This window comes from Aeromonas sp. V90_14, assembly GCF_029967615.1.
In the GTDB taxonomy this organism is placed as follows: domain Bacteria; phylum Pseudomonadota; class Gammaproteobacteria; order Enterobacterales; family Aeromonadaceae; genus Aeromonas; species Aeromonas hydrophila.
This window is the reverse complement of the sequence record NZ_JASCAS010000033.1, coordinates 84,403-103,899: the sequence shown is the minus strand read 5'-3', so window position 1 is coordinate 103,899 and position 19,497 is coordinate 84,403. Positions and strand designations below refer to the sequence as shown.

Genomic DNA, 19,497 nt, shown 5'->3' with positions numbered 1-19,497 from the left:
GAAGCAGCTAATGCAGGAATTGCGTTACATCTTGGTTGCCCTGGGCGGTATTGCCATCGCGGCATTGCTCATTCACGGGTTGTGGAGCAACAGAAAGAATCGTCAGGCACCGATCAAAGAGAAACCTCTGGGCCGGATGGAATCCAAATCACGGGATCGTGACAACGACGCCTTCGACAGCGATGGCATCGGTCAGGTGCGAGTGGTCAGCGGTGGCCGTCGTGCCGAGCCCAAACTCCACCATGATGAGCCCCGCCAGCCGGAAGTCAGCCGTCGTGCGCCTGCGCCCGCCTTCGATGATGAAGATGACGATGCCGATCTGCCGCCGCCCGTGGTACGCAAGCCTGCCGCCCGCCCCGTGCCGCCGCCCCCCGTCTATGAAGAAGACGAGGAGGAGTTCGAGGAGCCGGTCGCCGCAGCCGTCGAGGAAGTGCCTGCCGCGCCGGTGCGCAAGCCCGCCCAGGTCATTCGCCGTACCCCGGTCCACCGTTCCCGTCCCCAGCGCGAGCCGCTGCTGCAACCGCTGGACGAAGAGCCGCTGGTCGAGCCCGCCTACGCGACCGCACCCACTTTCGGTGCCCGCGAGCCGGCGCCGGTCGCCGCTCCCGAATACCAGGCGCAGCCCCGTCATGCAGCCCCCGAGCCTGCCTACGAGGAGCCCGTCTATGAAGAGCCGGTACGTGCCGCGCCGGTCGAGAAGATCTGGCAGGATGTCTATGTCATCAATCTGATGGGCCGTCCGGGTCACGATCTGCAAGGGGCCACCCTGCTCTCTTCCCTGCTGGCGCTGGGCTTCAAGTTTGGCGAGATGGATATTTTCCATCGTCACGAAGACCCGAACGGCAAGGGTGAAGTGCTCTTCTCCATGATCAACATGGTCAAGCCGGGCACCTTCAACCCGTACCGGATGGAACAGTTCGCCACCCCGGGCGTGTCGCTCTTCATGCAGCTGCCGCTGCGCAGCAATGCTGCGTTTGCCTTCGAGGACATGCTGCAGGCCGCCGATCAGCTGGCCAGCGATCTCGATGCCATGCTGACGGATATGGATCGCAGCCCGCTGAGCGACGAGACCATCGCCCGTTACCGGCATGAGCTGGCCGCCTACGAGGCCAGTCGCGACTAATACGCCATGCGGGTCAAATGAATAAAAAGTGCGGTACCCAGGTGCCGCATTTTTATTGGTCCGCTGGCCGGTTTTTCCATCACACTTCGAGACTTTTTCATGAGCGACACTATCTCCCGCCACCGTCAACTGTGTGAGCTGCTTACCGAATATGGTCATCAGTACTATGTGCTGGATAATCCGACCGTACCCGACGCTGAATACGACCGTCTGATGCGCGAGCTGCTTGATATCGAGAAGCAGCAGCCTTCGCTACGAACCCCGTCTTCACCAAGCCAACGAGTTGGAAGTACCCCTTTGCCTGAGTTTCGGCAAGTGACCCATGAAGTTCCCATGCTCAGTTTGGATAATGTCTTTAATAATGAAGACCTTGATGATTTTGTTCATCGGATTGAAGGACGCTTAAAATCTACTGACTCTTTGAAGTTTTGCTGTGAGCCAAAGTTGGATGGACTTGCAGTTAGCCTGCTTTATGAGAATGGAATATTAGTTCAAGCCGCAACTCGCGGGGATGGACGAGTTGGGGAAAATATTACTGATAACGTTAGAACTATTCGGTCTGTTCCCTTGGCTCTTCAAGGTAAAGGTTGGCCGTTACGTTTAGAGGTTCGTGGCGAAGCCTTCATGAGGAAGAAGGATTTTGTTGATCTGAACGAACGAGCTTCTGCTGCTGGCGAAAAAGTTTTTGTTAACCCACGTAATGCTGCGGCTGGCAGTTTGCGCCAGCTCGATTCGCGTATTACCGCTAACCGCCGTTTGAGTTTCTATGCCTACGGTGTCGGTGTTGGCGGCGAGCAGCTCGGTGGCTCTCACTTCGGTCGCCTCAATCAGCTCAAAGAGTGGGGGCTGCCACTTAGTCCCGAGGTGAAGCTCAAGGAGGGGGCCGCCGGTTGCCAGGCGTTCCACGACGACATCCTGGCGCGCCGTGGCGAGCTCCCCTACGAGATCGACGGTGTGGTCTACAAGGTGGATGCCATCCCCCTGCAGGAGGAGCTCGGCTTTGTGGCCCGCGCCCCGCGCTGGGCCACCGCCCACAAGTTCCCGGCTCAGGAGGAGATGACGGAGCTTGAGAACGTCGAGTTCCAGGTCGGCCGCACCGGCGCCGTGACCCCGGTGGCCAAGCTTAAACCGGTGTTCGTCGGCGGCGTCACCGTCTCCAACGCCACCCTGCACAATGCCGACGAGATTGAGCGCCTTGGCGTGATGATCGGCGACACCGTGATCGTGCGCCGGGCCGGGGACGTGATCCCGCAGATCGTGGCGGTAGTGGAGGCGCAGCGCCCGGCGGATGCCCGCGCGATCCTGTTCCCGACCGAGTGCCCGGTGTGCGGTTCGGCGGTGGAGCGGCTGGAGGGAGAGGCGGTGACCCGCTGCTCCGGCGGCCTGTTCTGCGAGGCGCAGCGCAAGGAGGCGATCAAGCACTTTGCCGCCCGCCGTGCCATGGACGTGGACGGCCTTGGCGACAAGATAGTGGAGCAGCTGGTGGACAAAGGGCTGGTGAAGACTCCGGCCGATCTGTTCAGCCTCAACGCCATTCAGCTGGCCGGGCTCGAGCGGATGGGGCAAAAGTCGGCTCTCAATCTGGTGGCGGCCATCGATGCGGCTCGCAGCACCACGCTGCCCCGCTTCCTGTTTGCGCTGGGGATCCGCGAAGTGGGGGAGGCGACCGCCTTGAACCTCGCCAACCACTTCCTGACTCTGGACGCCCTGCGCGCCGCCTCGGTGGAGCAGTTGCTGGAAGTGGCCGACGTGGGGGACATAGTGGCCAAGCATGTCTACTACTTCCTGCGCCAGCCTCACAACATCGAGGTGCTGGAGGCCCTGCTGGCCGCCGGTATCCACTGGCCGGCCATCGAGAAGAAAGAGGCCGCGGAGCAACCCTTTGCCGGCAAGACCTTCGTGCTGACCGGTACCCTCACCACCTTGTCGCGCAACGACGCCAAGGCGGCGCTGCAGGCGCTGGGGGCCAAGGTGGCGGGCTCGGTGTCGGCCAAGACCGATGTGCTGGTAGCGGGGGAGGCGGCAGGCTCCAAGCTGGTCAAGGCCCAGGAGCTCGGCATCACCGTCTGGAGTGAAGAGGAGCTGCAACAGGCGTTGCAGGGCTGAGTCGCTCACGCAGAAAGAGAAACAAAGAACCCGGCATGGCCGGGCTCTTTGTTATGGGGGCACTGATCAGCGCTCAATCACGCCAGAGGATCTTGTAGCGCCACTTGTCGGGCAGGGTGAGCTGCCAGCGGGCCAGCTCGCTCTTGCTGAACACGTACTCGCCACGCAGGGCGGCGCGCGGTGCCAGGGTTTTGGGCTGGGCACCCGCCAGGATGGCGTTGACCAGCTCGGCCGCCTTGGCACCCTGATCGCGGCCATCCAGCACCAGGCCACCGATGGCCTTGCCCTTGCCCACCGAAAACTCCCAGAAACAGAACAGCGGCACCGGGCTGTGGGCGCTGGTCCACTCCAGCAACCTGTTCTCATCCACATGGCGGCCCTGTTCGTCGCTGAGGGTGTGGTAGAGGCCGATGAAGATGGCTTCATAACCACTCTGCTTGGCATTGAGCACGGCCTCCTGCCACAGGCTGTAGTCGCCGATGAGCTGGCTGTTGACCCGGGTCTGGCCGACCCGCAGCTCGGTCTGGGTCTTGAACTCATCCTCGATGGCGGTGAGCGCCACGTTGCTCGAGTCAAACAGCACCAGTGCCTTCTTGATCCCCCCCATCAGCTGGCTCATCTCGCTGATGTTGCGTTTGAGCAGGGGGCGCTCCAGCACGCCGGTGATCTTGGGGTGGCCGACCAGCCCCTTGTGGCGCGGGTTCTCGTTCATGCCGAGAAACACCACCGGGGTGCCGAGGGAGGCGATGTCGCTGGCCAGGTAGTTGATGGCGTTGTCATCGCCGAGCACCACCAGATCCGGTTTCACCTGGCGATAGTAGGCGAGTGCCTGCTCGGCTATCTGATCAAACTCCTCGGCGGGGCGGCGTTTGGTATCCATGTAGAAGTGGCTGATGTGGTGGTCGCCCTTGAGGTTGGCGGCCAGGCTGGCGTTGTAGCTCTGATCCCACAGGTATTCGGGGTGGTAGCTGCTGATCACCAGAATCTCGGCCGCCCACAACCGCAACGGGAGGGCACACAGCAGCAGTAGCAGCAATAGCGGGTTGGTCATGTCGCTTCCCATCGAACAAGAGGAGTTGTCATTCATTATGTCCATCTTGGTGCAAACCTGTCCCGGTCAATTACTGTCGGAAGGGAAATCTTTTTCCCTCTGGCCGGTATCGGGCGCCAGCCCGCATCAGGCTTGAATTGGGTCTTGTATGGGGCCGTTTGTGACTGGTCGGGAACTGCGCCACTCGCCTCAAAACCTGTTCTGGATCAAGAAATACGGTCACGCTTTGGTGCCTAATAGACACCACATATAGGGCTGCATTCGTTTTTAATCCCTATATGTTGTGTTATTAAGCTGTGTACAAGCTGTTCCCTTCTCATCGTCAGCCCTGGCTTGTCAAGCCTCGGCTGAATTTATTTGCGCCGAGGACGAGGCGTGGAGGAGGGGGCCAAACAAGGGTAAGCCGAGGGCGAGAGCCTGGCCTTTTTAACGGGGAAAATCCATGAAACCGGTTGTGATCAAACGTGATGGATGTCGCGCACCATTCAATGCCCAGCTGATTGCCGAGGCGGTGGGCCGAGCGGCAGAAGCGGTCAATCAGGCCAGTCCGGCGCTGGCCGAGCGCATTGCCGCCGCCGTCACCCAGGAGCTGGAAGGACGAGGGGAAGTGGACATCCACGAGATCCAGAACCGGGTCGAGAACCACCTGATGGCCTCCGACGACAAGGCCATCGCCCGTGCCTACATCGAATACCGTCACGACCGGGATCAAGCCCGCGAGGCCCGCGGCCGGCTGGCCCAGGAGATCCGCGGCCTGGTGGAGCAGACCAACGCGGCCCTGCTCAACGAGAACGCCAACAAGGATTCCAAAGTGATCCCGACCCAGCGTGATCTGCTGGCCGGTATCGTCGCCAAGCACTACGCCACCAGTCACATGCTGCCCCGCGATGTGGTGCAGGCTCACGAGAGCGGCGATCTGCACTTCCACGATCTCGACTACTCCCCCTTCTTCCCCATGTTCAACTGCATGTTGATCGACCTGAAGGGGATGCTGACCCACGGCTTCAAGATGGGCAACGCGGAGATCGACACTCCCAAGTCCATCAGCACCGCCACCGCGGTCACGGCCCAGATCATCGCCCAGGTGGCGAGCCACATCTATGGCGGCACCACCATCAACCGCATCGACGAAGTGCTGGCCCCCTATGTGACCATCAGCTGGGAGAAGCACCGGGAAGTGGCGCTGGAGTGGGGCATCAGCGATGTGGATGCCTACGCCATGGCCCGCACCGAGAAGGAGTGCTACGACGCCTTCCAGTCGCTGGAATACGAGGTCAACACCCTGCACACCGCCAACGGTCAGACCCCGTTTGTCACCTTCGGCTTTGGCCTTGGCGACAGCTGGCAGTCACGCCTGATCCAGCGCGCCATCTTGAGCAACCGCATCGCCGGCCTTGGCAAGAACAAGAAGACCGCCGTGTTCCCGAAACTGGTGTTCGCCATCAAGGATGGCCTCAACCACAAGCAGGGCGATCCCAACTACGACATCAAGCAGCTGGCACTGGAGTGCGCCTCCAAGCGGATGTACCCGGACATCCTCAACTACGACCAGGTGGTCAAGGTGACCGGCTCCTTCAAGACACCCATGGGTTGCCGCTCCTTCCTCGGTGCCTACGAGGAGCACGGCGAGCTGGTCCACGAAGGGCGCAACAACTTAGGTGTGGTCAGCCTCAACCTGCCGCGCATCGCCCTGAAATCCCGCGATGAAGCGGACTTCTGGGACAAGCTGGACGCCGCTCTGCGGGTAGCCAAGACCGCACTGATGTACCGCATCAAGCGCCTCGACGGGGTCAAGGCCCGGGTCGCGCCCATCCTCTACATGGAAGGGGCCTGCGGGGTACGCCTGAAGGCCGACGACAATGTCAGCGAGATCTTCAAGCACGGTCGCGCCTCCATCTCCCTTGGCTACATCGGGGTACACGAGACCATCAACGCCCTGTTTGGCGATCAGGTGCACCTGTTTGACAGCGCCGAACTGCAGCAGAAGGCCATCGCCATCATTGCGCGGCTCAAGGCGGCCACCGACGAGTGGAAGGAGGAGACCGGCTACGGCTTCAGCCTCTACTCCACCCCGAGCGAGAACCTCTGCTCGCGCTTCTGCCGCATCGACGCCAAGGAGTTTGGCGTGGTGGCGGGGGTGACCGACAAGGGCTACTACACCAACAGCTTCCACCTCGACGTGGAGAAGCAGGTCAACCCGTACGACAAGCTGGACTTCGAGGCGCCTTATCCGCCCATCGCCAGCGGCGGCTTCATCTGCTACGGCGAGTACCCCAACATCCAGCACAATCTGGAAGCGCTGGAGAACGTCTGGGACTACAGCTATGACAAGGTGCCCTACTACGGCACCAACACCCCCATCGACGAGTGCTACGACTGCGGCTTTACCGGCGAGTTCGAGTGCACCTCCAAGGGCTTTACCTGCCCGCGCTGCGGCAACCACGACCCGGCCAAGGTGTCGGTGACCCGCCGTGTCTGCGGCTACCTCGGCAGCCCGGATGCGCGCCCCTTCAATGCGGGCAAGCAGGAAGAGGTGAAGCGCCGCGTCAAACATATGTAGGCCGAGCCCTCACCCTAGCCCTCTCCCAAAGGGAGAGGGAACCATCCTAGGTGCTGTTGGCGCCGCTTTGCACCCTTCTCCCCTCGCGGGAGAAGGGCTGGGGATGAGGGGCCCAATAGAGAGAGAAGATGCACTACCACCAATACTACCCGGTCGATGTGATCAACGGCCCCGGTACCCGCGCCACCCTGTTTGTCTCGGGCTGCGAACATCAGTGCCCAGGCTGCTACAACCAGAGCACCTGGCGGCTCGATGGCGGCAAGCCATTCGATGAGGCGATGAGCGATCGCGTCATCGCGGATCTCAACGACACGCGTATCAAGCGGCGCGGACTGTCGCTCTCCGGCGGCGATCCGCTCCACCCCGCCAACGTGCCCCAGGTGCTGGCGCTGGTGAAACGGGTGCGCGCCGAGTGCCCCGGCAAGGACATCTGGTGCTGGACCGGCTATCTGCTTGGCGAGCTCAGCCCGGCCCAGCGCGAGCTGGTGGCCTTGCTGGACGTGCTGGTGGATGGCAAGTTCGAGAAGGGGCTGGCGGATCCCGGCCTGCTCTGGCGCGGCAGCAGCAATCAGGTCATCCACGACCTCAACGCCTGGCGGGAAGGGGGTGAGCGCATTCCCTGTCTGGTTTGCAGTTGAAGCCAGGGATGTTTATGGTTAGCCCATTGTTATCCCTGTGACATCGTTGACGAGGAAATCCGAGATGAACAATCTGCTCAAGATCCTGCTGGCCATCTTTCTGCCCCCGGTCTGCGCCTTTCTTCAGGTGGGCTTCAGCCTGCATTTTCTGATCAACATAGTGCTGACCCTGCTCGGCGGTTTGCCCGGCATGGTGCATGCGCTCTGGCTGGTGGTCAGCGACAAGCGCGGCTGACGCTGAGCCGCTTTGCCAAAAGCCAACCCGATGGGGTTGGCTTTTTTTATGCTGCTCAAACGGGTTCCGATTGTTACAGTAATGGGCCGGTAACCCTGCCGGAGAGGGGTGACCCCTCTGATCTGACTCAACAAGGAGTGTTGAATGGGTTTGAAGGTCTTGCTGCTGGGCACCGTGTTCGGCCTGCTGGGGGGCTGTGCCAGCCCCAGTCCCACCGTGAAGCTGAACCAGCCGCCGCTGGAGGTAACCATGGCGGAGCTTGGCAAATATTGGGTGCAGGATGGCGAGGTGCCCCCGTTTGAACCGGTGGGTGGCGCGCCAGCCAGGCTGCCCGTCAAGGGCTATGTGGAGATCCGTTATCTCATCGACTCCAACGGCAATCTGTTCAGCCCAGAGATTGTGGCCTCGGAGCCGCCCGGCGTGCTGGACCTGATCGCCCTGTCGGGGCTGGCCAAGACCCGTTATCGAGTGTCGGAGCAGAACCCGCAGGCCATTCCGGTACGAGTGGTGGGTCGCTACGAGATTGAAGTGGAGTAATGAACAACCCCGGCCTGGCCGGGGTTGTTGTTTACTGCTGCTTGCAGTCGTTGTAGACGCTCTGCCACTCGCCATCCTTGTCGCGCATCTCGACAAAGCCTTCATCTCCCTTGTTCCACCAGACGGCCTCATGGTCGTCGGTGTAGCGGGCGCCGGAGGCGGAAACGCTCTGCGGCAGGGTGTAATCCTTGCCGTCTGGTAGCGCCAGCTTGATGAAGTTCAGGCTCTGATCGGAGAGGGCGAAGTAGCGTACCTGCACCCGTTGGCCCTGTTCACACAGATAGGTGACGGGGTCGCCACCGGTCACGCTCAGGGTGCCGGCGCCGCGTTCGCAGCCGCTCAGCAGGGTCAGGCTCGTGATGCCCAGCAGCAGAAGGTTGGCGTGCTTCATGTTGATTCTCCATCGGTGTCATCCGGGCGTGATCCTAACAGCTTGCCAAAGGGGCGCAATGCGCCTCGACCCGGCTTGCGTCGATATGCGTCCATAGGCGTCAAAAGAAGCGCTAATGAGCAGCGGCTCAATGCAGGCCGAGTCTGGCCTCGAAGGTGCGCACCAGTGCCTCGTAGGTGCCGTTGTTGCGGATCTTCTGCAGCCCCTCCTCGAAGCGCTTGGCCATTGCCTCGCCCTGGGGATGGGCGCGGGAGAAGGCGAGCCAGAAACCGTCGGTGGAGATTTTGCCCACCTTGACCACCCTCCCGCTCAGCTGTTTTTGCTGGATCTTGAGGTAGCCCGGCATCTCGTTCATCAGGATGTAGTCGACCCGGCCGCGCACCAGCATCTCGATGATCTGGGCGTCGGACTTGGCCTGGAAGCGGGTGATCCTGGGGTTTTCCATGAAGTCGGTGGGGTAGGTGTAGCCAAGGGTGATGCCCACCGTCTTCTGTTCCAGCGAGGTGAGCTTGAGATCCCGGCGCGGTTCGCGGGCCAGGGCGAAGATGGCGAGATCCTCCTCGAACATGGGGGTCTCGTGCCAGAAGTACTGGTAGCGGTTCTCCTCGGTGATGGTGGCATCGAAGCAGCCGAGCACTTTGTCGCTGCGCGCCTCGTACATGCAGCGGGCGAAGGGGATGGTGCGAAACTCGACGTCGACCCCCTCGGCGGCGAAGGCCGCCTTCACCAGCTCGGGGGCCAGCCCCTGCGGCTGGCCGCTCTGCTTGTCGAGGGCGCAGTAGGGGGCCCAGTCATCCTCGGCGGCAATGAGCACCTGCTCTGCCCGGGCACAGGTCATCCCCAGCAGCAGAGTGATTGCCAACCAGTAGATGTATGCTGCTCGTGCCATGGTCTCTCTCCTGTTGCCGACTGCCCTAGCAAGCATAGTTGCTGGGGTTGGTCGCAGGTGCTGCCAAACGGGAGACAAAAAAACGCCCCGGTAGGCATAGCGGGGCGAAAGGCAGCACATCCTTGAGCTAACAACAGGGGGTCAATAACCGAACCGAGTGGCCTCGAAGCGGTTAAGCAGTCGGTGAATGAGGTAACAGGCCAGCAGGGTGGCGACGATGGCAAACAAGATGCTGCTGACCCGGTAGAGGGCGCTGAACACCAGATCGTTGCCCGGCGTCAGGTATTGGCCGAACAGGATGCCAAGGGTGGTGAGGGCGCCGAAGCCGACCCCGGAACCGCTCGCCTCCTTCACGTGGGCATGGCTGAACAGCATGGCGCCGAGCCAGAGCATGGGGGCGACCAGCAACAGCAGTCCCGACCAGTCGTAGAGCACCAGCTGGCTGACTAGGCCGAAGCTCACCCCGAGCAGGGTGCCCATGGCCCGCTTGCGGGCATAGCTGAGGGCGCCGTCCCAATGCATGGGGAAGAGCACCAGCAGGGTGGTGGCCTGGGCCGACATGGAGTCCCGCAGATCGAAGATCTGGAACACCATGAAGGAGAGGGTGGCGATGCTGGCGCCAAGCAGCGCCTCGTGCCGCATCCGGTGTGGTGCCTTGGGGGAGGGGGCCGGTTTGGGGCGCTCCCCCACGTCCGGGATCAGTGCCGTCATCAGGTAGGCGATGAGCACCGACAGCACGCTGGCCCACAGGTTGCTGAAGATAAGGTCGTTGAGATCGGTCTGCGGATAGCTGGCAAAGTGAAGCATGATGCTGAGGCTCAACACCCCGTTGGCACCGAACAGGAACAGGCTGCCCCGCGACATGGCGGCGAAGCGGTAGAGAAACAGCAGGAAGGCGATGGGAACCATCAGGCCGGGATGGCCGCCAAACAGCCCCCCCAGCAGCCCCACTTCCAGCCCGCAGACCACGGCGGCGGCGACCAGCTGGCGGGCGGCATGGCCGTTCATCACCGGCACCATGCCCAGCAGCAGTACCGGCGTGACGGTGTAGAAGACGCCGTAGTTCCAGCCAAACAGCTTGCAGAGCAGAAAGCCGGTGGTGCTGCCAAAGGCGATGCGCAGGCATTGGCGCAGTTCGTTGGCGGTGAGGGGCCTGTGCCATAGCGTCATTGCCGTCACCTCAGTAGATGTAGTGCAGCAGGCTGAGCAGGCGGATCTGGGCGCGGGCCAGCAGTCCGATCAGGGCGTTGTCGGGCAGCAGCTGCACGGTGGCACGGGCACCGGCCGGCAGATGGGCGGGCAGCTGCTCCAGCGCCAGGTGCAGGCGCAGACGCTGGGCGTCGCGCACCCAGCGATCCGACTCGGTGGGGCTGGCCAGGAGGCCGTTGGCATCGAACTGGCCGGCGCTGACCCCGGCATCCAGGCTGGTGACCCGGGCCGGATAGAGGCGACCCGGCTCGCCATCGAAGGCGACCAGTGCCTGGCTGTCCTGATTGACGTGGCGCAGGCTCTTCTCGCGAAAATCGGCGATCACGTCCACCTGCTCGGAGACCAGTGCCAGCAGCGGTGCGCCCGCCGCGGCGAAGCTGCCCGGCTTGAGCTGCAGGTTGGTGATGATGCCGTCCTGGCTGGCGTGAACCCGGCTGTAGGCGAGGTTGAGCTCGGCCTGGGCAAGGCGGTTGCGGGCCTGGCGCAGCAGCAGGTTGTCGTCGCCGGGCAGACCGCGGTTGACTCGGGCCTGGGTCATGCGGGCCTTGCTGGCCAGCAGGTTGGCCTGGGCGGTGCGAAACGCGCTGTCGGCGTCATCCTTCTGCTGCTCGGAGACCATGTGGCGGCGATAGAGGGCGTCGATACGTTCCGCTTCCCGCAGCTTGAGGGCGGCCTGGGTCTGCAGCGAACTGAAGTCGGCGCTGGCGGCATTGAGGGTGGCATCGAGCTGGCGATTCTGCTGCTCGGCCTGGGCCAGGGCGAGGCGGGCCTGCTCCACCGCCAGCTCAAAGGGGGCGGGATCGAGCACGAACAGCAGATCGCCCTGCTTGACGTGCTGGTTGTTGCCGACGGCCACCTCGACCACCTTGCCGCTGACCTGGGGCGCCATCTTGGTCACGACGCGGGTCGCCATGGCTTGCGGGGTGAGCGGCATCTTGAGGTCGGCCAGCAGGAAGTAGGCAAAGACCAGTACGAAGGCGCCCATGGCCCATTTTATCCAGCGCTTGAATTGTTGATCCGGGGTCATTTCACTCTCTCTCTTCACTCTGTGCACCTATCTTGCCGAGGGCATTGGCACAGATGCGGTGCACGATATCTTCAAACTGTTCCAGCTCCCGCTGGCTGATGCCGGCGAGCAGCTCCCGGCGTATCTCCATGATGCGATCTTCAATCTGGTCGAGCAGCGCCTTGCCGGCCGGGGTCAGGGTGACGATGCGGGCCCGCTTGTCCTGACTGCAGCAGTGGCGCTCCACCAGCCCCTGTTCTTCCAGCTGGCCCAGGGTGCGCATCAGGGAGGGCAGTTCGATCTCCAGCGCTTCGGCCAGGGTCTTCTGGCTGAGGTGGCCACCGAGCCGGCTCAGCTTCCACAGCGCCGTCCAGCGGGGATGGGTGAGGCCGAGGGGGGCCAGTTCGAGATCGGCCACGGTGCGCCACAGCCGATGCAGCCGGCCGACCCGCTCGGCGAGGGACAGCTCGCGCAGCATTTCCAGATCCTTCATCATGAGGCTCTCCATTTACTTAGCTTGCTAAGCATTGTAATTGTTTAGCAGGCTAAGTAAATAGTGTGATCGCGATCTTGTTTATGAAAATTGGAGGTAGGTTTCTTGTGGAGCTTGCTTGCTGGGCTTGAGCACCCCGCCGGCAGCCACCCGTGTCTGCCGTGAGCCTATTTGAGTGAAGCATTCCTGCCATGGGCCGGCGAAATAACCAAATCATGTCACCAATCCGTGCTGAAAATAGCCTTGGAATAGCCATGGCCGATAATGTTGGCAGCAGAAAAATATTATCTGCATTCGGCAGGCTGTTTTTTATCCACTAATATTGATGGGTCAGCTAAACAGGGAGACGATAGCTGTGGAACGATATGAATCGGGTGACCCCCATTTCTCCATCGAGAGCCTGTTGGTGGAGGTGGAATATGTTGCCGATGGCCATTATGGGCTCAGCCTGGAAAGTACCGAAACCTGTCATGAATTTGACCCTGCCAATATTCCACTGTTATTAGCCGAATAGTTTTTCGGTTGGTGTCATGAGGCCGTCATCATCATCTGACGGTCTGTTGCAGGGCCCGTTCGTATCGGCTCAAATGCTCCCCTGAGGCAGGCACGGCCTGCCATGGGCAGATCATCCTTGCGGGCATCGGCGTGATCGCCCGCCCACAATCTTCCAGTTGTCTCTTCCGGTCTGTGGCGGTTTACCCGATAGGTATTTGCCGTTCTTGAGATCGCCAGTCAATCCTTGCCGGTGATCAGTCGAAATAGCATGGAGGGGTGCAATCATGGTTTCCCATTATTGAGAAGCATGCCGCCCATTATTTAATCGTTATTTGATGATGGCCCCATCAAGAGCCTGTTGGCATTGAGGGATGAGTGTCCACCAGTTTGATTGGCGCGGCACAATAGTGCGTCTTAATAATGCCAATGACAGGCCTGGCGGCATCCTCTGCCAGCCATAACGTTTAAGAATTTAATGTTTTTATATGCCTTTGCAGACAGGCTAACCGACAGGGGCGAGAGAGATGGCTAGAGTGGCGCCACACCACACGCTGGAGCATAACAATGAAAAACCTCTCTACCCCACAGACCCGGATCGCGCTGTTTGGCGACCGGCAGATTGCCGGCATGCCCATGATGATCTTCCTCGGGCTTGCCACCTGCGTACTCTTCTCGGGCTGGAACGGCTCCTTGCCACTCGGCATGGTCGGCGCGCTGGCCTTGATGTTCGTGCTCGGCACCCTGCTGACCGAGCTGGGGGAGCGCATCACCCCCATCCGCGAATACCTGGGCGGCGGCACCATACTCGCCATCTTCGGCGGCGCCGCCCTGTTTGAATACCGGATCCTGCCCGTCGAGGCGGGCCAGGTGATCATCGGCTTCATGAAGGAGGGAGGCTTTCTGAACTTCTTCATCGCCAGCCTGGTGACCGGCTCGGTGTTCGGCATGAGCGGCGCCCTGCTGAAGAACGCCGCCATGCGCTACCTGCCGGTGATCCTGGGGGGCGTCGCGCTGGCGTTGCTCAGCGTCGGTCTGGTGGGCGCCCTGATGGGGTATGGCTTCAAGAATGCGGTGCTGCTGATCGGTCTGCCCATCATGGGTGGCGGCATGGGAGCCGGCGCCGTGCCGCTGGTGGAGATCCTCTCCGGGCCGCTGCAGATGTCGAGCGCCGATCTGCTGTCGCGCATGGTGCCGGCGGTGGTGATCGCCAACACCCTGGCCATCCTGGTGGGGACCTTGCTGGCCCGCCTTGGTCGCCGCTACCCCTCCCTGACCGGCAACGGCAAGCTGATGATAAAGGAGAGTGCCGCTGGCGTGGCCGAAGAGAAGGTGCAGGCGCCGACGCTGGAGAGCCTGGGTCTCGGGCTCTTCATCAGCTCCAGCATGTTCGTGCTGGGCTCATTGCTCGGCAACTTCATCCCCATGCATCCCTTCGCCCTGATGATCCTGGCGGTGGCCGTCATCAAGGTGAGCGGCCTGCTGCCCCGTCGCTACGAGCAGGCGGCCGCCGACTGGTACCAGTTCGTGGTCGGCAATCTGACGCCCTCCCTGCTGGTGGGGATCGGTGTCGCCTACACCAGCATCCCCGAGCTCATCAGTGCCTTCTCGGTCAGCTACTTCGTGCTGGTGCTGGTGACCGTGGTTGGCGGTGCCCTGGGGGCGGCGCTGGTGGGGCGGCTGATCGGCTTCTACCCCATTGAGGCGGCCATCACCGGCGGTCTGTGCATGGCCAACATGGGGGGCACCGGCGACGTGGCCGTGCTCTCGGCGGCCCAGCGCATGACCCTGATGCCGTTTGCCCAGATCTCTTCTCGTCTCGGGGGCGCCGTCATGCTGATCCTGGCCACCCTGCTCATCTCGCTGCTGGCATAAGGAACAAGATAATGAACGACATCATGATGGGCACCAGCCTGCCCTATGCCGAACGCAAGCGACAGGGACTGATGGGGCGCATGCCCCACAAGGAGGAGTCGCTGGCCCAGCAGCGGCGCCGCATCTACCGGCTGGTTTCGGCCATGCAGAGCCCGTTTGATCAGCACCTGCTGCTGCGCCAGCTGCAGGAGGACAACCCGGTGCTGTTCTACGAGCTGGTGCGCCACCACCTGCCGGAGCTGTTGCCCATCATCTACACCCCGGTGGTGGGGGAGGCGTGCCAGCGCCACAGCGACCTTTATCTGCGCAGCCACGGCCTCTACCTCTCTTGGCACGACCGGGACGAGCTGGACGACATCTTCGCGGCGGTGGAGCAGGAGGTGGACGTCATCGTCATCTCCGATGGCGAGCGGGTGCTGGGGCTCGGCGATCTCGGCATCGGCGGCATGGGGATCTGCATCGGCAAGCTGGCTCTCTACTCCGCTGCTGGCGGCATCAACCCGGCGCGCACCCTGCCGCTGTGCGTGGACGTGGGCACCAACAACCCCGAGCTGCTGGAGGATGACTCCTACCTCGGCTGGCAGGCGCCGCGGGTGGATGGCGAGCCTTACTACCAGTTCATGGACAAGGTGGTGGCCGCCATTCGCAAACGCTGGCCAGAGGTGGTGCTGCAGTTTGAAGACTTTGCCGGCAAGCATGCCGCCAATCTGCTGGCCCGCTACCGCGACGAGCTTTGCATGTTCAACGACGACATCCAGGGCACGGCGGCGGTGGCGTCGGCCTGTGTGCTGGCGGGCCTGCAGCAGGCGGGCAGTGCGCTGGCCGAGACCCCGGTGCTGATCGTCGGGGCCGGCTCGGCCGGCTGCGGCATCGCCGCCATGCTGGCCCAGCTGGCAGGCAGCACGGAGCGGGTGCAGTTGTTTGATCAGGATGGCCTGGTCTGCCAGGACCGCGCCGGGCTCACCCCGGCCCAGCAGCCGTTCGCCCGTCCGGCGGCGGAGGCGTGCCACTCCTTGGCCGCGCTCATCGAGCGGCTGCGCCCCGGGGTGCTGATCGGGGTGAGCGGTCAGGGCGGCCTGTTCGACGAGGCGGTGCTGACGGCCATGGGGGAGGTGTGCGAGCGGCCGGTGATCCTGCCGCTCTCCAACCCCACCCGCAGCGCCGAGGCGACCCCGGCCCAGGTGTGGCAGGCTACCGGCGGGCGCGCCCTGCTCGCCACCGGTAGCCCCTTCCCGCCGGTGACAGTGGACGGGGCGGCGCGGGTAGTCTCCCAGTGCAACAATGTCTATGTGTTCCCGGGCATCGGCCTCGGTGCCTGCGCGGTCAAGGCGCGGCGCATCAGCGACGGCATGCTGCGGGCGGCGGTGCAGGCAGTGGGCGCCTATCCGCTGGCCGAAGGGCGGCTGCTGCCCTCCATCGAGCAGGTGGGGGAGGTGGCTCGCGCCGTGGCGAGGGCGGTGGCACTGTGTGCCCGTGCCGAGGGGCTGGCCGATTTTGCCGGCGATCCCGCACCTTTGATTGACCAGACCTGGTGGCGCCCGCACTATTGGTCCGCGTCCTGATGTTGCAAGGCTAATCGATGAAACTGCGTCACCAACTGGTCACCCTCTCCCTGGGCCTGTCACTGCTCCTGATCGTCATCCTGGGCAGCCTGCTGGCGCTCTTTATCCGTCACCTGCTGGAAATGAACCTGGAGGAGAAGGGGGGGGATCTGGCGCGGGTACTGGCGGCGGACAGCCGAGTGGTACAGGCGCTGGAGTGGGGCAGCGATCCGGGTCTGCGCGACTATGTGCAGGGGATCTGCAGCCGCACCGATGCCGCCTACATGGTGGTGACCGACGAGCACGCCCGCCGGCTGAGCCACCCTTCCCCGGAGCTGGTGGGCGGCCTGTTTCGCGGCGAGGATATCTGGCCCTCCCTCAACGAGCGCAGCAGCTACTGCTCCAAGGATGTGGGCACTCTGGGGCCGGCCATTCGCTGCTTCGCCCCGGTGATCGGGACGGACGGGCGCGCCATCGGCGCCGTGGTTGTGGGCTATCTGATGCAGACGGTGGAGGGCATCTATCTGGATCGGATCGCCCTGCTCATCAGCGCCATCGGCGCCGTGCTGGGCTGCGGCCTGCTGCTGGCGCTCTGGATCCAGCATCGGCTGCGCCGCACCCTGCTGGATCTGGAGCCGGAGACCATCGTCAACCGCTTCGTGCTGCAGGAGCTGGTGCTGGAGCACATCTCGGAGGGGGTGATCGCCCTCGACAGTCACGGCCACATCCGCATGCTCAACAGCGCCGCGTTTTACCAGCTGCGCCTGCCCGGCACCGGCCGCCACTCCCTGCTCGGCCAGCCACTGGCTGAGCTGTCGCCACCGCTCGCCCCCGCTTTGACCCAGCTCGAGACCGAGCTCGGTTTCACCGTGCACGGCGAGTCGTTCATCGGGCGCTGGCAGGCGGTGGAGGGCAAGATCCCCGGTCGGCTGCTGATCTTCAGCCGCCCCGAGGTGACCGGCAGCCTCGGCATGCAGGTGACTCACCTGCGCCAGTATGCCGAGATGCTGCGGATGCAGACCCACGAGTTCGCCAACAAGCTCAGCAGCCTCTCCGGCCTGCTGCAGCTGGGCCACGTGGAGCAGGCGGTGGAGCTCATCCAGCAGGAGAGCGAGGCGTGCCAGACCATGCTGCACGATCTGCTGCGGGCCATCGAGGACAAGCCGGTGGCCGGGCTCATCCTCGGCAAGTTCAGCCGGGCCCGCGAGCTCGGGGTGGAGCTGGTGCTGGATCCCGATTCGGCGTTGGGCGAGTACCCGGCGGCGGTGTCGGCGGATCTCATCACCCTCATCGGCAACCTGCTGGACAACGGCATCCGCGCTGCCTGGGCCCGGCGCAAGCAGTGTCCGCCACGGGTGCTCATCTCCCTCAACGACTTCGGGCGCCGGCTGGTGATCGAGGTGGAGGACAGCGGCGAGGGGGTGGACGAGGCGCTGGCGGACCATCTGTTTGATTACGGCATCAGTCGCCAGACCGGTGATCACGGTGTCGGCCTGTTCCTGGTCAAGGAGACGGTGGCCAGGCGAGGGGGTGTGATAGAATGGCGCCGCACCGCCGAACAGACGACGCTGTTCGGTATCTACTTGAATAAAAACCAATTGGTGTGATCTATGGAGCCCATTTTCACTCTGGTGATCGAGGATGACGAACGGATAGGATCCATTCTGGCCGAGCTGGTCTCCTCCACCCCCGGATTTTCCCTGCTGGGTCGGGCCGAGAGCCTGACCCAGGCCGATCTCATGATGCGCGCGGCCCAGCCACAACTGCTGCTGGTGGACATCTCGCTGCCCGATGGCTCAGGCCTGGAGTGGGTGAACCGGCTGCGCAGCCACAACCGCGAAGCCTACGTCATCATGGTGACCGCATCCTGCGACGTGGAGACCATCCAGCAGGCCCTCAATCAGGGGGTACAGGATTACATCATCAAACCGCTGCGGCTGTTTCGCATCCAGCAGAGCCTGGACGAGATCCTCACTCTGCACCGGCGCATCTGCGAGCGCGGCTCCCTCGAGCAGAGCGACCTGGACCGCTTGATGGGCAAGGTGAGACCCCAGGGGCGCGAGGTGCGCGACACCCCCAAGGGGATCGACGCCATCACCCTGCGCCAGGTGCTGGAGCTGCTGGCGGGTGAGCCGGACAGCGCCTTCTCCACCGACACGGTGGCGCTGCGCTTGTCCCTCAGCCGCACTACGGCGCGCCGCTATCTGGAGTATCTGGAGTCGGAGGACCGGGTGGACGTGGATCTCAACTACGGTCAGCGCGGCCGGCCCGAGCGCCGCTACCACTGGCGGCGGGGCAGTTGAGCCGCTGGCTGCACGCAGATCCATGCCAACAAAAAGGGAGCCTGAGCTCCCTTTTTTGTGTCTGTCGTTGGTGCAAAAACCATGTTGCCGGCCGCTCAGGACTCTTCCAGCAGGGCCGGGCGGGCCTTCGGCTTGAACTGGGAGAGCATGACCCCCGCCAGGATGAGACCGCCGCCGAGCAGGTGATAGCCGTGTATCGGCTCCCCCAGGCTGATGACGGCGATCAGCGCCGTGCACAGCGGCATCAGGTTCATGAACACCGAGGTGCGCTCCGCCCCCATGCAGGCGAGGCCGCGCATCCAGCAGTAGGCGGCGAAGAGCGAGGAGGCGATGCCGGCAAACAGCACCAGGCCCCAGCCTTCGGCGGGCACCGCCAGCGATTCGGCGCAGAGGGCCACCGGGATCAGCAGCAAGACCGCCAGCAGGATCTGCAGGTAGAGGTTGAGCCAGGGGCCGAACGGCAGCTGCCAGCGGCGGATCAAGAGGCCATAGAGGGCGTAGCTGGCGGAGCCGAGCAGCATCAGGCCGTCGCCCTGATTGATGCCGTCGTGCAGCAGTGCCAGCGGCTGGCCCAGGCTCAGCAGCCAGAACACCCCGAACAGGGAGATACTCATGCCGAGCAGCGCCTGTTTGCCCGGCCGCTGGCCGAAGAAGAGGGCGCTCTGCAGCAGGGTCAGCAGCGGGATGAGAGAGCCGATGACCCCCATGTTGGTGGCCGAAGTGGTGTGGGCGGCGTAGTAGGCGAGGCACTGGTAGAGCACCATGCCAAGGGCTGCCAGCACCAGCAGCTTGCCGAGCCAGGGGCGGATCTCGCCACGGCGGCGCCACAGCTGCGACAGGCAGAAGGGGGTCAGTGCCAGCGCGGCGATCACCCAGCGGTAGAAGGAGATGGCCGCGGGATCCAGCACATCGGCGGCGGCCTTGGACACCACGGTATTGGTGGCCCAGATCAGCACGGCGAGCAGCGGAAACATCAGCGGGTAGAAGATACGCATCAAAAACTCCTTATTATCGAGGTGACCAGTCTACCCTTGTCTTTCTGATATCA

18 protein-coding genes are annotated in these 19,497 nt (G+C 63.1%); 11 read left to right on the top strand and 7 right to left on the bottom strand.

Annotated elements, in window-relative coordinates:
• Positions 1–10 precede the first annotated feature (10 nt).
• A complete protein-coding gene (zipA, locus tag QLG02_RS12755) occupies positions 11–1,123 on the top strand; it encodes a cell division protein ZipA (RefSeq protein WP_011705144.1) in 1,113 nt (370 codons plus the stop codon).
• Between the two features lie 99 nt (positions 1,124–1,222).
• Positions 1,223–3,229: an NAD-dependent DNA ligase LigA gene (gene ligA, locus QLG02_RS12750; RefSeq protein WP_282465330.1), complete on the top strand. Its 2,007-nt coding sequence runs from the start codon at positions 1,223–1,225 to the stop codon at positions 3,227–3,229.
• Positions 3,230–3,302: 73 nt separating this feature from the next.
• Here the strand turns inward: ligA and QLG02_RS12745 are convergent, their stop codons facing one another.
• Positions 3,303–4,280, bottom strand: coding sequence for an ABC transporter substrate binding protein (locus tag QLG02_RS12745; RefSeq protein ID WP_011705146.1), 978 nt, complete (start codon positions 4,278–4,280; stop codon positions 3,303–3,305).
• 442 nt (positions 4,281–4,722) lie between these two features.
• Here QLG02_RS12745 and nrdD point away from each other — a divergent pair, with 442 nt between their 5' ends.
• The 4 genes from nrdD to QLG02_RS12725 all read left to right on the top strand — a co-directional run bounded on the left by nrdD (position 4,723) and on the right by QLG02_RS12725 (position 8,250).
• Positions 4,723–6,840 carry an anaerobic ribonucleoside-triphosphate reductase gene (nrdD, locus tag QLG02_RS12740; RefSeq protein ID WP_016349909.1) on the top strand — a complete coding sequence of 706 codons (2,118 nt, stop codon included), beginning with the start codon at positions 4,723–4,725 and terminating at the stop codon, positions 6,838–6,840.
• A gap of 128 nt (positions 6,841–6,968) precedes the next feature.
• Positions 6,969–7,478: an anaerobic ribonucleoside-triphosphate reductase-activating protein gene (nrdG, locus tag QLG02_RS12735; protein ID WP_139391841.1), complete on the top strand. Its 510-nt coding sequence runs from the start codon at positions 6,969–6,971 to the stop codon at positions 7,476–7,478.
• Positions 7,479–7,542: 64 nt separating this feature from the next.
• Positions 7,543–7,713 carry a YqaE/Pmp3 family membrane protein gene (locus QLG02_RS12730; RefSeq protein WP_005303354.1) on the top strand — a complete coding sequence of 57 codons (171 nt, stop codon included), beginning with the start codon at positions 7,543–7,545 and terminating at the stop codon, positions 7,711–7,713.
• 144 nt (positions 7,714–7,857) lie between these two features.
• On the top strand, positions 7,858–8,250 hold the full coding sequence (locus tag QLG02_RS12725) for an energy transducer TonB (RefSeq protein ID WP_282465329.1): 393 nt from the start codon (positions 7,858–7,860) through the stop codon (positions 8,248–8,250).
• 31 nt (positions 8,251–8,281) lie between these two features.
• On the opposite strand, the gene QLG02_RS12720 is transcribed toward QLG02_RS12725, so the two are convergent.
• From QLG02_RS12720 to slyA, 5 genes are all read right to left on the bottom strand, one after another.
• Entirely contained in the window at positions 8,282–8,641 is a 360-nt protein-coding gene (locus QLG02_RS12720) for an MliC family protein (RefSeq protein WP_045528432.1), read from the bottom strand.
• A gap of 127 nt (positions 8,642–8,768) precedes the next feature.
• Entirely contained in the window at positions 8,769–9,530 is a 762-nt protein-coding gene (locus QLG02_RS12715; RefSeq protein WP_282465328.1) for a transporter substrate-binding domain-containing protein, read from the bottom strand.
• Positions 9,531–9,671: 141 nt separating this feature from the next.
• Positions 9,672–10,700: a DUF2955 domain-containing protein gene (locus QLG02_RS12710; protein WP_282465327.1), complete on the bottom strand. Its 1,029-nt coding sequence runs from the start codon at positions 10,698–10,700 to the stop codon at positions 9,672–9,674.
• Between the two features lie 10 nt (positions 10,701–10,710).
• The gene (locus QLG02_RS12705; protein ID WP_282465326.1) at positions 10,711–11,766 is read right to left on the bottom strand and encodes an HlyD family secretion protein; all 1,056 of its coding nucleotides are present in this window, start codon (positions 11,764–11,766) and stop codon (positions 10,711–10,713) included.
• A gap of 1 nt (position 11,767) precedes the next feature.
• Positions 11,768–12,241, bottom strand: a complete 474-nt coding sequence (gene slyA, locus QLG02_RS12700) for a transcriptional regulator SlyA (protein WP_010634735.1) — start codon at positions 12,239–12,241, stop codon at positions 11,768–11,770.
• A gap of 319 nt (positions 12,242–12,560) precedes the next feature.
• Here slyA and QLG02_RS12695 point away from each other — a divergent pair, with 319 nt between their 5' ends.
• From QLG02_RS12695 to QLG02_RS12675, 5 genes are all read left to right on the top strand, one after another.
• The gene (locus tag QLG02_RS12695; protein WP_073349272.1) at positions 12,561–12,752 is read left to right on the top strand and encodes a hypothetical protein; all 192 of its coding nucleotides are present in this window, start codon (positions 12,561–12,563) and stop codon (positions 12,750–12,752) included.
• Between the two features lie 545 nt (positions 12,753–13,297).
• A complete protein-coding gene (locus QLG02_RS12690) occupies positions 13,298–14,605 on the top strand; it encodes a 2-hydroxycarboxylate transporter family protein (protein WP_282465325.1) in 1,308 nt (435 codons plus the stop codon).
• An 11-nt stretch (positions 14,606–14,616) separates the two neighbouring features.
• Positions 14,617–16,167: an NAD-dependent malic enzyme gene (locus tag QLG02_RS12685; protein ID WP_282465324.1), complete on the top strand. Its 1,551-nt coding sequence runs from the start codon at positions 14,617–14,619 to the stop codon at positions 16,165–16,167.
• A gap of 17 nt (positions 16,168–16,184) precedes the next feature.
• The gene (locus QLG02_RS12680) at positions 16,185–17,753 is read left to right on the top strand and encodes a sensor histidine kinase (RefSeq protein WP_282465323.1); all 1,569 of its coding nucleotides are present in this window, start codon (positions 16,185–16,187) and stop codon (positions 17,751–17,753) included.
• 3 nt (positions 17,754–17,756) lie between these two features.
• Entirely contained in the window at positions 17,757–18,449 is a 693-nt protein-coding gene (locus QLG02_RS12675) for a response regulator (RefSeq protein WP_011705161.1), read from the top strand.
• A gap of 95 nt (positions 18,450–18,544) precedes the next feature.
• On the opposite strand, the gene QLG02_RS12670 is transcribed toward QLG02_RS12675, so the two are convergent.
• A complete protein-coding gene (locus QLG02_RS12670) occupies positions 18,545–19,444 on the bottom strand; it encodes a DMT family transporter (protein WP_282465322.1) in 900 nt (299 codons plus the stop codon).
• Positions 19,445–19,497: the final 53 nt, after the last annotated feature.

Coding starts and splice junctions, on each gene's coding strand:
- zipA (WP_011705144.1), top strand. CDS start 11: ATGCAGGAATTGCGTTACATCTTGGTTGCCCTGGGCGGTATTGCCATC.
- ligA (WP_282465330.1), top strand. CDS start 1,223: ATGAGCGACACTATCTCCCGCCACCGTCAACTGTGTGAGCTGCTTACC.
- QLG02_RS12745 (WP_011705146.1), bottom strand. CDS start 4,280: ATGACCAACCCGCTATTGCTGCTACTGCTGCTGTGTGCCCTCCCGTTG.
- nrdD (WP_016349909.1), top strand. CDS start 4,723: ATGAAACCGGTTGTGATCAAACGTGATGGATGTCGCGCACCATTCAAT.
- nrdG (WP_139391841.1), top strand. CDS start 6,969: ATGCACTACCACCAATACTACCCGGTCGATGTGATCAACGGCCCCGGT.
- QLG02_RS12730 (WP_005303354.1), top strand. CDS start 7,543: ATGAACAATCTGCTCAAGATCCTGCTGGCCATCTTTCTGCCCCCGGTC.
- QLG02_RS12725 (WP_282465329.1), top strand. CDS start 7,858: ATGGGTTTGAAGGTCTTGCTGCTGGGCACCGTGTTCGGCCTGCTGGGG.
- QLG02_RS12720 (WP_045528432.1), bottom strand. CDS start 8,641: ATGAAGCACGCCAACCTTCTGCTGCTGGGCATCACGAGCCTGACCCTG.
- QLG02_RS12715 (WP_282465328.1), bottom strand. CDS start 9,530: ATGGCACGAGCAGCATACATCTACTGGTTGGCAATCACTCTGCTGCTG.
- QLG02_RS12710 (WP_282465327.1), bottom strand. CDS start 10,700: ATGACGCTATGGCACAGGCCCCTCACCGCCAACGAACTGCGCCAATGC.
- QLG02_RS12705 (WP_282465326.1), bottom strand. CDS start 11,766: ATGACCCCGGATCAACAATTCAAGCGCTGGATAAAATGGGCCATGGGC.
- slyA (WP_010634735.1), bottom strand. CDS start 12,241: ATGATGAAGGATCTGGAAATGCTGCGCGAGCTGTCCCTCGCCGAGCGG.
- QLG02_RS12690 (WP_282465325.1), top strand. CDS start 13,298: ATGAAAAACCTCTCTACCCCACAGACCCGGATCGCGCTGTTTGGCGAC.
- QLG02_RS12685 (WP_282465324.1), top strand. CDS start 14,617: ATGAACGACATCATGATGGGCACCAGCCTGCCCTATGCCGAACGCAAG.
- QLG02_RS12680 (WP_282465323.1), top strand. CDS start 16,185: ATGAAACTGCGTCACCAACTGGTCACCCTCTCCCTGGGCCTGTCACTG.
- QLG02_RS12675 (WP_011705161.1), top strand. CDS start 17,757: ATGGAGCCCATTTTCACTCTGGTGATCGAGGATGACGAACGGATAGGA.
- QLG02_RS12670 (WP_282465322.1), bottom strand. CDS start 19,444: ATGCGTATCTTCTACCCGCTGATGTTTCCGCTGCTCGCCGTGCTGATC.